Annotated in this window: 16 protein-coding genes; 15 read left to right on the forward strand and 1 reads right to left on the reverse strand. The window is 68.1% G+C overall.

Annotated features, from left to right (window positions below):
- Positions 1-13: 13 nt before the first annotated feature.
- The 12 genes from ATK30_RS33880 (at position 14) to ATK30_RS33935 (ending at position 11,415) form a co-directional block, all read left to right on the forward strand.
- Positions 14-586, forward strand: coding sequence for a hypothetical protein (locus ATK30_RS33880; protein WP_101438854.1), 573 nt, complete (start codon positions 14-16; stop codon positions 584-586).
- Between the two features lie 77 nt (positions 587-663).
- The gene (locus tag ATK30_RS33885; RefSeq protein ID WP_101438855.1) at positions 664-1,047 is read left to right on the forward strand and encodes a hypothetical protein; all 384 of its coding nucleotides are present in this window, start codon (positions 664-666) and stop codon (positions 1,045-1,047) included.
- A 23-nt stretch (positions 1,048-1,070) separates the two neighbouring features.
- Positions 1,071-1,364, forward strand: a complete 294-nt coding sequence (locus ATK30_RS33890) for a hypothetical protein (protein WP_101438856.1) — start codon at positions 1,071-1,073, stop codon at positions 1,362-1,364.
- 24 nt (positions 1,365-1,388) lie between these two features.
- Entirely contained in the window at positions 1,389-5,750 is a 4,362-nt protein-coding gene (locus ATK30_RS33895; protein WP_101438857.1) for a hypothetical protein, read from the forward strand.
- The gene (locus ATK30_RS33900; protein WP_101438858.1) at positions 5,726-6,625 is read left to right on the forward strand and encodes a phage distal tail protein; all 900 of its coding nucleotides are present in this window, start codon (positions 5,726-5,728) and stop codon (positions 6,623-6,625) included. The genes ATK30_RS33895 and ATK30_RS33900 overlap by 25 nt, the downstream gene beginning before the upstream one ends.
- A 13-nt stretch (positions 6,626-6,638) precedes the next feature.
- The gene (locus ATK30_RS33905; RefSeq protein ID WP_101438859.1) at positions 6,639-7,808 is read left to right on the forward strand and encodes a hypothetical protein; all 1,170 of its coding nucleotides are present in this window, start codon (positions 6,639-6,641) and stop codon (positions 7,806-7,808) included.
- Complete coding sequence (locus tag ATK30_RS33910) at positions 7,805-8,962, forward strand: hypothetical protein (protein WP_101438860.1); 1,158 nt, start codon at positions 7,805-7,807, stop codon at positions 8,960-8,962. Before ATK30_RS33905 ends, ATK30_RS33910 begins: the two co-directional genes overlap by 4 nt.
- A gap of 9 nt (positions 8,963-8,971) precedes the next feature.
- Positions 8,972-9,694 carry a hypothetical protein gene (locus ATK30_RS33915; protein WP_101438861.1) on the forward strand — a complete coding sequence of 241 codons (723 nt, stop codon included), beginning with the start codon at positions 8,972-8,974 and terminating at the stop codon, positions 9,692-9,694.
- 16 nt (positions 9,695-9,710) lie between these two features.
- Entirely contained in the window at positions 9,711-9,959 is a 249-nt protein-coding gene (locus ATK30_RS33920; protein ID WP_101438862.1) for a hypothetical protein, read from the forward strand.
- A 37-nt stretch (positions 9,960-9,996) separates the two neighbouring features.
- Complete coding sequence (locus ATK30_RS33925; RefSeq protein ID WP_143271465.1) at positions 9,997-10,296, forward strand: hypothetical protein; 300 nt, start codon at positions 9,997-9,999, stop codon at positions 10,294-10,296.
- 13 nt (positions 10,297-10,309) lie between these two features.
- Entirely contained in the window at positions 10,310-11,194 is an 885-nt protein-coding gene (locus ATK30_RS33930; RefSeq protein ID WP_101438864.1) for a glycoside hydrolase domain-containing protein, read from the forward strand.
- On the forward strand, positions 11,194-11,415 hold the full coding sequence (locus tag ATK30_RS33935; protein WP_101438865.1) for a hypothetical protein: 222 nt from the start codon (positions 11,194-11,196) through the stop codon (positions 11,413-11,415). The genes ATK30_RS33930 and ATK30_RS33935 overlap by 1 nt, the downstream gene beginning before the upstream one ends.
- A 313-nt stretch (positions 11,416-11,728) precedes the next feature.
- Here ATK30_RS33935 and ATK30_RS33940 read toward each other — a convergent pair whose 3' ends face one another.
- Positions 11,729-12,010: a hypothetical protein gene (locus ATK30_RS33940; RefSeq protein ID WP_208637478.1), complete on the reverse strand. Its 282-nt coding sequence runs from the start codon at positions 12,008-12,010 to the stop codon at positions 11,729-11,731.
- 229 nt (positions 12,011-12,239) lie between these two features.
- Between ATK30_RS33940 and ATK30_RS33945 the strand changes: the two genes are divergently transcribed.
- Genes ATK30_RS33945 through ATK30_RS33955 form a run of 3 tightly spaced genes read left to right on the forward strand, consistent with a single transcriptional unit; the run spans position 12,240 to position 13,794 of the window.
- Entirely contained in the window at positions 12,240-12,449 is a 210-nt protein-coding gene (locus tag ATK30_RS33945) for a hypothetical protein (protein WP_101438866.1), read from the forward strand.
- Positions 12,446-12,964 carry a DUF6879 family protein gene (locus ATK30_RS33950; protein WP_101438867.1) on the forward strand — a complete coding sequence of 173 codons (519 nt, stop codon included), beginning with the start codon at positions 12,446-12,448 and terminating at the stop codon, positions 12,962-12,964. The genes ATK30_RS33945 and ATK30_RS33950 overlap by 4 nt, the downstream gene beginning before the upstream one ends.
- The gene (locus ATK30_RS33955) at positions 12,961-13,794 is read left to right on the forward strand and encodes a helix-turn-helix domain-containing protein (protein ID WP_158242543.1); all 834 of its coding nucleotides are present in this window, start codon (positions 12,961-12,963) and stop codon (positions 13,792-13,794) included. Before ATK30_RS33950 ends, ATK30_RS33955 begins: the two co-directional genes overlap by 4 nt.
- Positions 13,795-13,856 lie beyond the last annotated feature (62 nt).

Genomic DNA, 13,856 nt, shown 5'->3' on the forward strand with positions numbered 1-13,856 from the left:
AGGAGATGCTGTCATGACCCAGAATTCGGCGAACCTGCTGATGGGTGCGGCCCAGGTGTACCTCGGCGCATTCGGCGCTGCCGAGCCGCTCGACTCGGCAGTGAACGCCGCGCCGGCCGCATCGGCGTGGACCGAGGTCGGGCTGACCGACGGCGGCGTGATGATGACCATCACCCCGAAGTTCACCGACTTCGCCGCCGACCAGATCGTGGACATCCCGGGGACCCGGCTCACCAGCCGCACCATCACCGTGACCACCACGATGTCCGAGATCACGCTGGCGAACCTCGCCAATGCGCTCAACTCGACGGTCGGTGCGACCGGTGCGAACTATGCGACGTTCGAGCCGAACTACGGCCAGTTCGCCAGCCAGCTGCCCTACGCCGCGATCATCTTGGACGGCTGGGCGGTGTCTCCGGCGAACGTCAACTTCCGGCGGCGCATCATCCTGCGCAAGACGATGCAGACCAGCAAGGTCGAGCTGAACTACACCAAGGACAAGCAGGTCGGCCTGTCCTGCACGTGGCAGGCGTACTACGTGTCGAACGTGATCGCGCCGTACCACATCGCCGACCAGACCGCCTGATTTCCCTTGCCCCGCAGCAGGTTCCCCCGGGTTCCTGCTGCGGGGTCCCAGCCCAGTGTGCGAGGAGTAGACGCATCATGCCCACCCCCCGAAAGAAGACCGCTTCCCCGCGCCGCGCCACGGCGCGCAAGACCGCCGCGTCGTCGGTGCTGCAGCTGGACCGTCAGGAGAACATCGACGCTATCCAGGCGATCATCGACGACCGAGAGCCCCTGTTCTCCGTGGGAGGCGTCGAGTACACGATCCCGAAGAAAGCGCCGGCCGCGTGGACGATCCAGGCGACCAAGCTGGCGCTCGAGGTGAGCGATTCTCACGCCATCGAGTACGCGCTGAAGAAGATGCTCGGCGACGACGGCTACCAGGCGCTCGCCGCCTGCGAAACCCTGACCGCCGCGGACTTCGACGTGATCCGGGACGCGATCGTGAAGCGCGTGGTCCCGCCGGGCCCAAAAGCGTCCTGACCCCGGACTGGTGGTTCGACGCGATGTCCGAGATCGCGTGGTTCGTCGACAACCTCGACGACGCGCGCTCCGACTTCTCCGTCTACCACAGGATCGACGAGGTCGAGCACCTGCCCGCCGAGCGGTTCGCGGCCTATGTGCGCCGCCTGCCTGTCTACGGCGGCGCGGTCGCGCACCGCATCCGGCAGGACGCCGAGCCCGCGCAGGAACCCGCACCCGCTCCGGAAGAGATGCCCTGGCGCGACATCCGGGACCTGATGCGCACCGACCCGCTGTTCATGGGCCAGGGGACGGCGGTCGACATCCCCGCCGCGTGACGGGTCAAGCCGTGAGGAGGAACCATGCCTGACGGCGAAGAGTTCAAGATCGCGAGCGCGTTCGTCGAGGTCCACCTGCGGGACGAGACCGACGGCGAGGCCGTCAAGATCCGCACCAAGATCGAGGACGACAAGCCCATCGATCTGAAGACCTGGCTGCGGGACCCGGAGAACGTCGAGCTGATCCGGGCGAAGATCGAGGAAGGCCGCCCGGTCAAGCTGCCGGTCGACGCAGACACGAAGCAGGCGCAGAAGGCGCTGAAGGACCTCACCGACAGCGTCGACAAGTCCACCGCTTCGAGCAACAGCAACATGAAGGGCATGTTCGCCTCCGCTGCTGCGGGGTGGACCGCGCTGGGTTCGCTCGTCGCCGGGCCGCTCGTTGCCGGCGGCCTCGCCGTCGTGGCGGGCGGGTTCGCGGCCATCGCCGTCGCGGCGGAGAAGTCGTCTCCGCAGGTGCAGCAGGCGTTCGCCACGATGAAGACCGAAGGCGTCGACCTGTTGAAGAACGGGTTCTCGTCCCTCACCCCGGTGATCGTCTCCTCGATGGGCACGGTCACGAACGGCATCCGGCAGATGGGGCCGTCGATCCAGGCCATCTCGACCGCGCTGGGGCCGTTCCTGACGACGCTGACCGGGTCGCTGGTCAAGGCCGCACAGACGACGCTCCCGCTGTTCACGCAGGCGCTGGGCAGCGCGCAGCCGGTCGCCAAGGCGCTGGGCGCAGGGATCGTGGACCTCTCGACCGGGCTCGGGCAGTTCCTCGCGCACCTGGACTTCTCGCAGGCGTCGACCGGGCTGCAGGCGCTGCTGTCCGATGTGGGCCGTCTGCTGCCGGTCGTGGCCGGGCTCGTGAACGCGGTGATGCCGTTCGCGAACGCGCTGCTCACCTCGGTCATACCCGCCGTGACCCACCTTGCCGGAGACCTCACCGGCGACCTGGCCCCGGCGCTGCACCTCATCGGTGCGACCGTGTCGGCGCTCGCGCCGCTGCTGGACTTCATGGCCGGACCGACCGCGTCCGTGCTCGTAGGTGTCGCCGCGTTCAAGACACTGCAGGGCGCGACCAACACGCTGCTGCCGATCTTCAACACGCTCTCCACCGGCGCGTCGAACTTCGCCAGCAAGGCCCTGGGGATGGTTGGCGCTTCAAACAGTTCCGTGGGCAGCTTTACGCTCCTCACGAACGCGGCGAAGCAGCAGGCTGTCGCGGCGGCCGAATCCGCGCTGACCACGGCGAGGCAGACGGCCATGCAGCAGCAGGCGAACCTTGCCACTGTCGAAGCTGCGGTAAACAACGGCACGCTGACGCTGACCGAGGAGGAACTGGCCGCGGCCCGCGCGGTCGCGACCGAGGCGACCGCGGCGGAGGCCGAGGCAAGCACCGCCCTTGCGGCCGCCACCCGCGCGTCCTCGTTCGCGTTCGGCCCAGTCGGCATCGCGCTCGGTGCGCTGGCCGGCGTCGTGGCGCTGTTCGCCGGCAACACGGACAAGGCGACGCCGTCCACCGAGAACTTCACGCAGCAGCTGAACCAGTTGGCGGTTGCGACTCCCGCTGCGCAGCAGGGCATCATCGCGTCCGACCCGAAGCTGGCCGACTACATCAACAAGATGACGGCCGCCGGTGTCTCGGTGAACACGCTGACGCAGGCGCTGAACGGGAACGGCTCCGCGCAGCAGCAGGTTCTGTCGAAGATCCAGGGGACCATCGACGCGTTCGGGAAGCAGTCGGTCACGGTCGAGGGCACCACGTCGAACGTGACGAAGGCCATCAAGGATTGGGCGTCGGCGGACCCGAAGTTCGACAGCACGCTGGATCCGCAGGTCCAGAAGGCCGTGAAGCAGTTCCGCGACCTTCAGTCCACGTTGGACGGTGTCAAGGGATCGTTCGCGGAGTCCGCCGCGGCGCAGCAGGCGGCGGCCTCGGCGTCCGCGCAGGCGGTCGGCATCACGGCCGCGCAGCAGAACGCCGCAGTCGACATCGCCCACAAGTACGGGCTGTCGGTCGATGCCGTGGTGACTGCCTTCGAGCACATGCCGAAGGCCGGCGAGGACGGCGCGCAGGGCGTCATGGAGATCTCGGCCGCGTTCGCCGACGGCGAGGTGAAGCTGCTCAACGCCGAGCAGTCGGTGACGGACTACTTCAAGAACCTCCGGAAGAGCGCCGACCAGGCGAACCAGGGCCTGGCGAGTGCGCAGCACTCCTACGAGCAGTCGGTGACGGCGGTGTCGGATGCCGAGCGCTCGGCCGCCCAATCGGCGAAGGCGGTCACGACGGCCCGGGAGGGTGTCGCGACCGCGACCCGCGCGGTGGCGGACGCGGTCCATTCCTACGGCAACGCGCAGCACTCGGTGGAGCAGGCCCAGCAGGGCGTGATCGACGCCGAGAACGGCGTCATCACCGCGGAGAACAACCTGGCGAAAGCGCAGGACGCGGAGCGGCAGGCGCAGGTGAATCTGACCGCGGCGCGCAAGGCCGCAGGGGACCAGCTGCGGTCGCTGCACCTGCAGCTGAACGACCAGCTCGCGGCCGAGCAGCGGGCACAGATGAAGCTGTTCGACCAGACCCGTACGTCGGCGGCTGCCGGGGTCACGAAGGACAACGCGGCTGCGATCCTCGCCCAGCCGCTGACAGCGCAGAACGAGGCGCTGCAACAGTCCGCGCTGGACCTGATCGACGCCGAGAACTCGTTGGCCGACACCATGAACACCGGCAAGAACCTGCGCGAGCAGGTCGCGGCGGCGGACAAGGCCGGCGTCGAGGGCAGCCAGCAGGTGATCTCGGCACAGCAGGCGCTGAAGTCCGCGCAGGAACAGGTCGTCTCATCGCAGCAGGCCCTGGTGAAGTCGCACCAGGCGGTCGAACAGGCCGTGTACTCGCTGGAGCAGGCGAACTATGCCCTGGGCAAGGCGCAGCAGGCCATCGTGGACTCTCAGGCCGGGGTGGTGAAGGCCAACGACGCGGTGAAGGACGCGGTCTACAACGAGAAGAAGGCTCGCGACGCGGTCAAGGACGCGATCTTCAACGAGCAGCAAGCGCTGTTCGCGTTGAAGCAGGCCCAGGACACGGCGCGCCAGGCCAACGACCTGAACACCCAGAGCCTGGACCAGAGCACGCAGGCGGGGCGGAACAACTACGCCCAGCTGCAGACCCTGTTCAACGCCTACCCGGCGTGGATCCAGGGAACCGACCGCTACAACCAGATGGTCAACGACACCGCGAACAAGTTCAACATGTCGCGGCAGGCTGCGTTCGACTTCCTGCAGCAGCAGGGCCAGATCCCGAAAGACTTCCAGTTCACCACCACCGGCGTCGCCCAACTGGACACGTCCAGCCTGGATCCGTTCGTCGGCGGCTACTTCAACGGCGGGTTCCGTGCCAAGAACGGCCGTATCGGCTACGACAGCGGCGGTTTGATCGACGGGCCCGGCGGTCCGCGCGACGACATCATCCCGATCATGGCGTCGGCCAAGGAGTTCATGCAGCCTGCCGACGCGGTCGACCATTACGGCGTCGGGTTCATGGAAGCGGTCCGGCAGAAGAAGCTTCCCAAGTACGCCAACGGCGGACTCGTCGTGCAGTCCAATGTGGTCGGCGACATCCTCGGCGGCTCCTACATCTCGACAGTCGCGATGGCGACGGAGCTGGGGTTGCCGCACCCGCCGCAGATGCCGCAGTACACGCCGCCCGCGGCCGGCGGTGCCGGCGGGGCGGGCGCGTTCATCCCCGGCGGGCAGCATCTCGCGCTGATCGACGCGGCCCTTGCGGCGGACGGCGTCCCGCAGTCGCAGTGGCCGCGGTGGGAAGCCGGGATGAACGTGCTGATCCAGCGCGAGTCGTCGTGGAACGCGAACGCGGTGAACAACTGGGACAGCAACGCCAGGGCGGGACATCCCTCGGGCGGGCTGACGCAGACGATCGGGCCGACGTTCGAGAGTTACCGCAACCGCGGCCTGCCCGACGACATGTTCGACCCGGTCGCGAACATCGCGGCGTCGATCAACTACATCATCTCGGACTACGACGACATTTCCCGTGTGCAGCAGGCGAACCCGAACCTGCCGCCCAAGGGATACGCGCTCGGCGACATCGTCGGCACGGACGGCGCGTCGCTTCTCGGCACGATGGCGCGCACGCCGTCGATCGTTCCGGCTGACAGTCCGCGCCTGCTCGGAGACAACCCGAAGGTTCCCGAGTCCTACATCCCGCACCTGCCGAAGGATCCGCGCGCACAGCAGATCCTCAGCGAGACCAACGCGGCGATGGGCCGGGGCAACGGTTCGGTGACCAACCACATCAACATCCGGACGGTCGAGACCGACCCGGACGTGCTCGCCGCGAAGGTGTCGAGCCGTCTGGCGTGGGCGATGAGGGGGGCGAGCTGATGCCGACGCCGGTACTGCTGCCGACGTACACGATCGGCCCGTGGTCGGCGAATGTGGTGGACGACTCCGGGTGCCGCTGGCTGGTGTCCACGCAGACGCTGACCCACGGCCCCGGCGTCAAGACCCACACGTCGGAACGCCCCTTCGGCACGGGCGCCTACCGGGCGCGCGGCTTTCGCACGGGCCGGTCGGACACTCTGACCGGCACGTGCGAGGGCTTGAGCTGGGCAACCCGTGAGCAGGCCCGCAATACTCTGCTGGGCCTTTTCGGCACGGGCGACCAGATGCCGCTGTCCATCTACAACGGACTGTCCACGCGCACGATCAATGTCGAGCTGAACGACATCACGCACGTCGATGTCTGGGCGGACGGGCTGGGCTTCGACTGGCAGCTGTCGCTGTTCGCTGCGGACCCCCGGTTCCTGGACTCCGCGGTGCAGACCGCAGGCGCCACGGTGGTCTCCACGTCCACTGACGGCCTCGACTGGGCGACAGGCGGCGGCCTGGACTGGTCCACCGGCGGCGGTCTCAACTGGGGCACGTCGGGATCCACGGGCCTGCTGTCGATGACGAACAGCGGCACCGCGCCGACGTGGCCCGTGTTCCGGATCTCCGGCCCGATGACCAACCCGACGCTGACCGACCCGACAACCGGGAACGTCATCGCCTACACGGGCTTCGTGGACGTGGGCCAGACATTGGTCATCGACTGCTCTCCGTTCACCCGCACGGTGAACCTGAACGGGATCGACCGGTCCGGGGCGCTCAGCTCGGCCGCGTGGATCCAGATTCCTGCCGGGGGCACGACGGTGCTCCAGTTCTCCGGCTCCGGCGCCGGTTCCCTCACTGCCTCGTGGCAGTCCGCCTACTTCTGACAGGGAGGGCTCGATGACCACCAACGCTCTCGCGACGGGCTTCTGGAGTGCCCAGAGCGCCAACAACGCGCGCCAGGGCCGTGCTCTCGCCCAGAGCCTGTTCGTGGCTGCCTCGACCAATTCGCCGCTGTCCACGGTCCGCTCCGGCGTGATCCCGACGGTGTCGGACGGAACCTACGCCTACGACCTGCGCGTGACGGTCGCGTCCGGTCTCTCGATGACCGTGCAGCCGGGCTCGGCGGTGATCGGCCGGTCCGGGCAGGGCGGCTACATCACCTGGAATCTGCCGGCTGCCGACACGGTGACGTGCGACCCGGCCCCGACCACCAATCCTCGCAACGACATCGTGATCCTGCGGGTCTACGACGTGGCCCAGGGCGACACGGTTCCGGCGAGCGGGTCCATCGCGCAGGTCGAGATCATCACTGGCAGCCCGGCCGCGATCCCGACGGACCCGGTCGGCCCGGACTCCACCGGCCTGATCTCCAACTGGTCCGGGCTGCCTGTCCCGGCTCAGGGCAACGGCGGGGGCGTGGCGATCCCGCTGGCGCGGGCGCAGGTGTCCACCGGCGGCGTCATCACGCTCACCGACATCCGCCGCGGCACGTCGCCCATCGGCGGCGTGCGCGTGCTGCTGCCCGGCGACAAGCTCACCGATCCGTCGTACATGCCCGGCGACATCAGCTGGTACAACGGACATCGGTACTGGGACGGCACCGCCTGGCACGGGATCAAGACGAACCGGTACCCGCGCATCGCGGCGACCGGCTCCGGTGCTTCGGCGTCGTTCACGGGCACCATCAACACCTCCTACACGCTGGCGTCCGTATCCATCCCCGATCCGGGCTTTCCCTACCAGGTGAAGGTTTCCGGGTCGATCTTCCTGTCGGGCATGTCCAACAGCAGCGGCGGCGTGTCGCACCAGTTCGGCGCGATGGTCGACACGGCAACGCTGGTCGGGCCTTCTGCCGCCCCGACCGCGAACACCGTCGGTTCCATGTTCGTTGGCCAGACCAACTCGACGTTCGCCAACCCGGCGTTCGTCCGGACCAACCCGACCGTCTACACGGGCGCGCACACCGTGTACCTGATCCTGCAGCTCGGTTCGCAGGGGCCGGCGACGTGGGGCCCGCTGAACCAGCGCTCGGACTACGAGTTCGCGGTGGAAGCGATCCCGGCATGACCGAGCGCGCCTACACGGCGCTGGCGTACGACACGGTCACCGGGCGGTTCCTTGCCGACATCGACCTGCAAACGGACCCGACGTGGTCAGCCCGGATCAACGACACGGGCGGCTGGCAGATCGTGGCCGAGCTGCAGGACCGGGCGCACCGCGATGTCGTGCGCGGCTGGTGTGTTCCCTGGCGCACGTCGGTCGCGATCCTGTACGGGGCCACCGTGTGCCAGGCGGGGCCGATCGTCGGCTATGCGCCGTCGGATTCCCAGCCGCAGGTGCAGATCTCCGGCAAGGGCATCTGGGAGATGTTCAACCACCGGCTGCTCTTCAACGCTGCCTGGGACCCCACCGCGAAGCCGATCACCGACCCGTCCGCCGACTTCACCGTGAACGGTCCCTTGTACAAGATCGCCCGCGAACTGGTGAACAACGCGATGAACTGGCAGCACCGCGCCGGAGGCGGCCTGCCGATCGACCTGCCCGCCCAGGTGCCGGACGACTACAGCAACACTCGCACCTGGCACGGCTGGGAGATGGCTACTCCGGGTCAGCGGCTGCAGGAGTTGACGCAGGTGCAGAACGGGCCGGACGTGCTGTTCCAGCCCTACCTCACGGTTGTGAACGGGTTCCGCACGATCCGGCACCAGCTGCTCATCGGCAGCCCGTACCTGCAGCAGCGTGGTGTGCCGCTGAACTTCAACTTCGGCAACACGCTGGTGTCGATGACCGTGCAGGGCGACGGCACGAGCCAGGCCAACAGCGCGTTCGTGAAGGGCACCGGCAACGAGGCGGGCACGCTGTACGGATACGCCACCAACAACGTCCGCGTGCAGATCGGGTGGCCCGCGCTGGACATGGTGGACAGCAACCACACGTCGGTGCTGGACCCCGTCGCGCTCAACGCCTACGCAGCCGGCGATCTGACCCTCTACGGGTCGGTGCCGGAACAGTGGGAAGCCGTCGTGCTGGCCGACGCGGATCCCCAGTGGGGGCAGTACCTTCCCGGCCACTTCGCGAACTACTCGTTCCAGGACCACCCGTGGATCCCGGACGGGACCTACAGCCAGCGCATCCTCGGCGTCTCCGACGGCGGCGGCCAGTCCGGGCAGCGCGCGACGGTCAAGCACCAGCTGCAGAACTACCTGCTGCCGCTCACCTAGGAGGTCTCCGTGGTCGCCAACCAGCCCATCGAGCGCCCCGGCTCAGTGGACTTCCTGGTGAATCAGCTGAACGCGGTGGCCCAGCAGTCCGACGAGCAGACGCGCCAGTCCAAGTTCCCGCTCGTGGTCAGCCACCAGGACCCGGCCAGCCAGGCGCGCGTCGTCGACTTCCAGGTCGTGCCAGGAGTCAACGGTTCCGGCGCGGTCCTGTCGGTCTACGACGGCGCGCAGCACCTGGTGCTGGGCACTGACCCGGACACCGGCTACGGCCTGTCCCAGCCGCAGACCCAGGTTCCGATGTACCCGACGAACCCCGGCCTGATTTTCAACAGCAGCACGACGTGGGCGTCGTACTACACGGGCCAGGTGCAGCAGAACAACAGTTGTTTCCTGGCCCAGTGGCGCATGAACAACTCGTGGGGTGGGACCGGTGCGGCGTCGGTCGTCGCCAGCTACGTGAAGATCTACGACTCGGTGACCGGATGGAACTGGACTTCCCCGACCGTCACGTCCGGTTCCTCGACGACCACCTCGCCCGGGGTGCTGACGACCTGCGGCCCGTACTCGGTGCAGGTGCCGCAATCGAGCATCGGCAACCTGTTCGGCATCGACATCTACTCGCAGCTCGTGTCCGGCGGCGCTTCCTCGTCGATCGCGGTAACGCCGCTGTCGATGATCGGCTGCGCTCTCGCCTTCGCCCTCCCGTGGCTCGGCGGCACGCCATCGTCCTGAAAGGAGACAAGCGCACATGGCATCGATCGTCATCGACGGCGTGACCCAGCCCGGCAACACCGGGGAAGGCGTCTACCCGAAGTTCATCCTCGACAGTCGGACCGGGTTCTTCACGATCCAGCTGGCTGCGCCGACCGGCACCCCCGGCACCTATTCCGGAGGGATGACAGCTCAGTCTTTCGTGGAAGGGGACGACGCGCACCTCTACCAGTACCGCCTCCTGGTGAACCAGTACACGCCACCGGCCACGTTGCCGCCCGCGTGACCCAAAGCGATCCACAGTGGACAGATAGGGGGTGGCTGTGGCCACCGACGACGTGAACGACTCGCGATGGTGGTTCGGCCGCCTCGAATCGAAGCTCGACGGAATGGACGAGAAACTCGACCATACCGCCGAAACCCTTGGACGGCACGAGGAACGGATCCTCGCCGTCGAACGAGATGTCCGGGACTGGAAAACCGAGCGGGCCGCCGACCGGGCGGCCGCCGAGGCGCACGCAAGCAGCGCCCGCGTCGGCATCAAGATCGCCGTCGTCACCGCGGCGCTGTCCGCCCTCGGCAGCATCGTCGTCGGATTGCTGATGCTGCTCGTCCACCACTGACCGGGAGAACACCATGCAGAGCATCGCCAGGTGGGCGGATTTCTCCGCCGGATGGCCCGGCGCGGCCGCGCTCAAGGCCGCCGGCTACACCGGGGCCATCTGCTATGTCGGACTCGGCTCCGGCACGAAACGGCTCACCGCCGCGCACTACCAGGACTGTGTCGCCAACGGCCTGCAGGTGCTGTTGGTAGCCGAGTACGACACCCACGACGCCGAGCACGGCTACGCCACCGGCCACGCGAACGCGCAGCTCGCCCTCGACGACGCGCGCGCGCTCGGCATCCCCGACACCGTCGGCATCGCCTGCGTCGCCGACGAACACCTCACCCCCGACCAGATCCCGACCGCCGTCGAGTACGCGCGCGGCTTCCACGACGTGCTCGGCCTCGCCCGGACCGGCGCCTACGGGTTCGGCGAGTTCGTGGACGCCGTGCACGCCGCCGGGCTCGCTTCCTGGTGGTGGCGGTGCGGCAGCACCCCGGACGAGCCGTGGATGACGTTCTGGCAGCGCAACGACGGCACCACCGTGGTGGGCGGCGTCCAGGTCGACATCGACGAGCAGTACCAACCGATCCAGGAGGACACCGTGAGCTTCACCGACATCATCGGCACCCGCAAGGACGGGACCCCGATCACCGCGGGCGACGCGCTCGCGAACCTCTACCTCGGTGCCTACTACGGCGGCGGCGACGCCGGGGCCGGGGCGGTCTACCCCGTCGTGAACGCGCTCAACGCGAAGCTCGACGCGCTCACTGCTGCGGTCGCGAAGCTGGCCACAAGTCCCGACGTGACGCCGGACCAGCTGAAGCAGTGGCTGGACGACGCAGTCGCGCAGCACGTCCAGATCACGGGCACCGTGCAGGTCGGGCCCGCACCCAGCGCGCCGGCGGTGGCGTGATGCGCTGGCTTCCGGTCCGCAAAATTGCTGCCACCATCGTCGCCGCGGTCGTCACCGCGGGCCCGATCGCGATCCTCGACGCGGTCGGCGTGCACGTCGACACCGCGCTCGGCGTCCTCATCGTCGGGATCCTCACTCCGCTCGCCGGCTACCTGACGCCGGAGGCCGCCGCACCGGCACTGCCCGCGGGCACCCCGCCGACCAATCCGCCCACCCCCTAACAGCCGCCCACTACTCCGGGCGGCACCACAAGGCCCCCGCGCTCCCCGATCCAGACGGGTCGAGCGCGGGGGCCTTCCTTGCGTTGCGGGCGGGCCTGACGCCCCGAGGGGGAGGAGTGGGCGCCAGGCCCCGCGCCGTGCACGGTACAGCTCTGTCTGCCCTACACCACGCCACCAACACCGGAGTCAATGCGAGCAGGCACTTTCGTGGTGTCACGAAAGTGCCGGAGATTTCAGCCCTCGTCCTGGATCACCTCTCCGGTGTCCGGGTCGGTGTCGATCTCGGTGCCGTCGTCGCGGATCCACCAGCCCATCACGGCCTCCGGCGCTGTGGCTGCGGGTGCAGACCAGGGTGGCCCTCGGGGATTGTCCAGCCGAGCGAGCGTCGGTACGCCACGTCGCAGTACGGGCATTGGGTGGGCGCGCCGTTCACCCGCCGCTTGTCGAGCGTTTCGAACTCCGCGGCCGCTGTTGCACCGCACAGCATCGTGATGCCCTGGCCCGGGGCCGGGATCCCGGACAGGCGAGTCCGGTGCCACACGTTGTCGATCACGGGATGGATCGCAGCTGGGTCGATAAAGATCAGTGCGCTCATCGCAAAACCCCCGTCTGATTACGACCTGCACCTGGACACCCCAGGAGCATGTCGAGCACGGGATGAGCAATGCAAGCAATTCTAGCAATTTTCGATCAGAATGGGCACGGACGGAGTAGTCGGTTACATAGGGTCACGAGGCTGGCCATGGGGTTTCGCCGAATGGACGTTGATCGTGTGCTTCGATTGCGCCGATGATGTGGGAGATGCAGACCACTAGGAGGGCGTCATGCTGAAGTTCCTCGGCACCACATCCGACACCGGCAACTGTCCGACCGCCTACGAGACGGAGACGGAATACCTGATCCAGGGCAGCATCGTCACCGACCCGGAGATCCTCGAGCAGATCCGGCAACGCGGGAACGGGATCCCGGACTACGAGACCGTCGTCGCTGTCCCGAAAGCCCTCGCGAAATTCCTTCCCCGGGACGACGGATGACCGATCCGAACCAGCAGCTGGACCTGCTTTTCGGCAGCTTCGCCCGCAGCTCGTGGCGGTGGGAATGCCAAGGCGACTACGCGATCGACGCCGCCGCGCTGCAACGCTGGCGAGACGGCCGCCCGGCCGACATGACCCGGAAAGCGCCGTGGCTGCAGTACATCCGCGAGATCACCGCGGCCGGGAAAACGTTCGACCGGGTCCGGATGCTCACCGAGCCCCCGACCGAGTACCTGCGCTGGCTCGTCGAGCAGACCGACTCGAACATCGACGCCGGCGAGGACATCCGGTGGATCACGCAGTCCGCCGCGGCCGAGCTCGGGATGCCCAGCTACGACTTCTACCTGTTCGACGACAGCCGTGTCGCCATCATGCGGTTCGGTCCGGACAAGCTACTGTCCGACCTCGAGATCCGCGACGAGCCCGACGTGGTCGCCCGGCACCGGGCGTACCGGGACGCAGTCTGGCCCCGCGCGATGCCCCACTCCGACTACTACGCACCGAGGAGTACGTGACCAGCCCCACTGAACGCCGGCTTGCCCTCGGCGACCAGCTGCGCCTTCTCCGCGACACCGCCGGGATCAGCGGGAAACACCTCGCGGAACAACTCGGCTGGCCGGCATCGAAGATCTCCCGGATCGAGCGCGCCCGCCAAGCGGTCACCGACACCGACCTCGTCGCGATGTCCGCCGCGCTCGGGCTCGGCGCGGACGAGGCCGAGCAGCTGCGCAACGAGCTGCGCGCCATCCGGATCGAGGAAGCCCGCTGGAGCCAACATCTCCGCGTCGGACACCGCGCCCTGCAGGAGCAGGTGGGCCAGGAGCAGCGCGACGCCCAGCACATCGCGGTGTTCGCGCTGACCATGGTGCCCGGGCTGGTCCAGACGGCCGAGTACGCGCGGCACGTGTTCCTGTCCCTCGCCGAGGTCCACGACACGCCCCGCGACACCGAAGCCGCGGTCGGCGCCCGGATGGAACGCCAGCAGCTCCTCTACGCCGAGGGCAAGACGATCGAACTGCTGCTCACCACCTTCGCGTTCACCAACCCGATCGCGCCGGCATCGGTGATGCGCGCCCAGATCGACCGCCTGATCGCCCTGCAAGGCCTGCCGACGCTCCGGCTCGGCATCATCCCGCCCGGCGTCGCGCTGCCGGCCGCGGTAGCGCACACCTTCCGGATCGCGGACGACACCGTCTCCGTCGAACTCGTCAACACCGAGGTCAGCACACGGGATCCTGGAGACCTCGCGCTCTACACGAACTACCTGGCCAAGCTGTGGGACCTCGCGGCCGAAGGCGACGAAGCTCGGGCCTTGCTGATGCGACTGGCGCGCGACCTCACCTGACCGGGCCCAGGCAACACGAAGCCCCGGAGATCCGAGAACGCCTGGCATTCGTCGCGTCCGGT

Source organism: Amycolatopsis echigonensis, from assembly GCF_002846615.1.
In the GTDB taxonomy this organism is placed as follows: domain Bacteria; phylum Actinomycetota; class Actinomycetes; order Mycobacteriales; family Pseudonocardiaceae; genus Amycolatopsis; species Amycolatopsis echigonensis.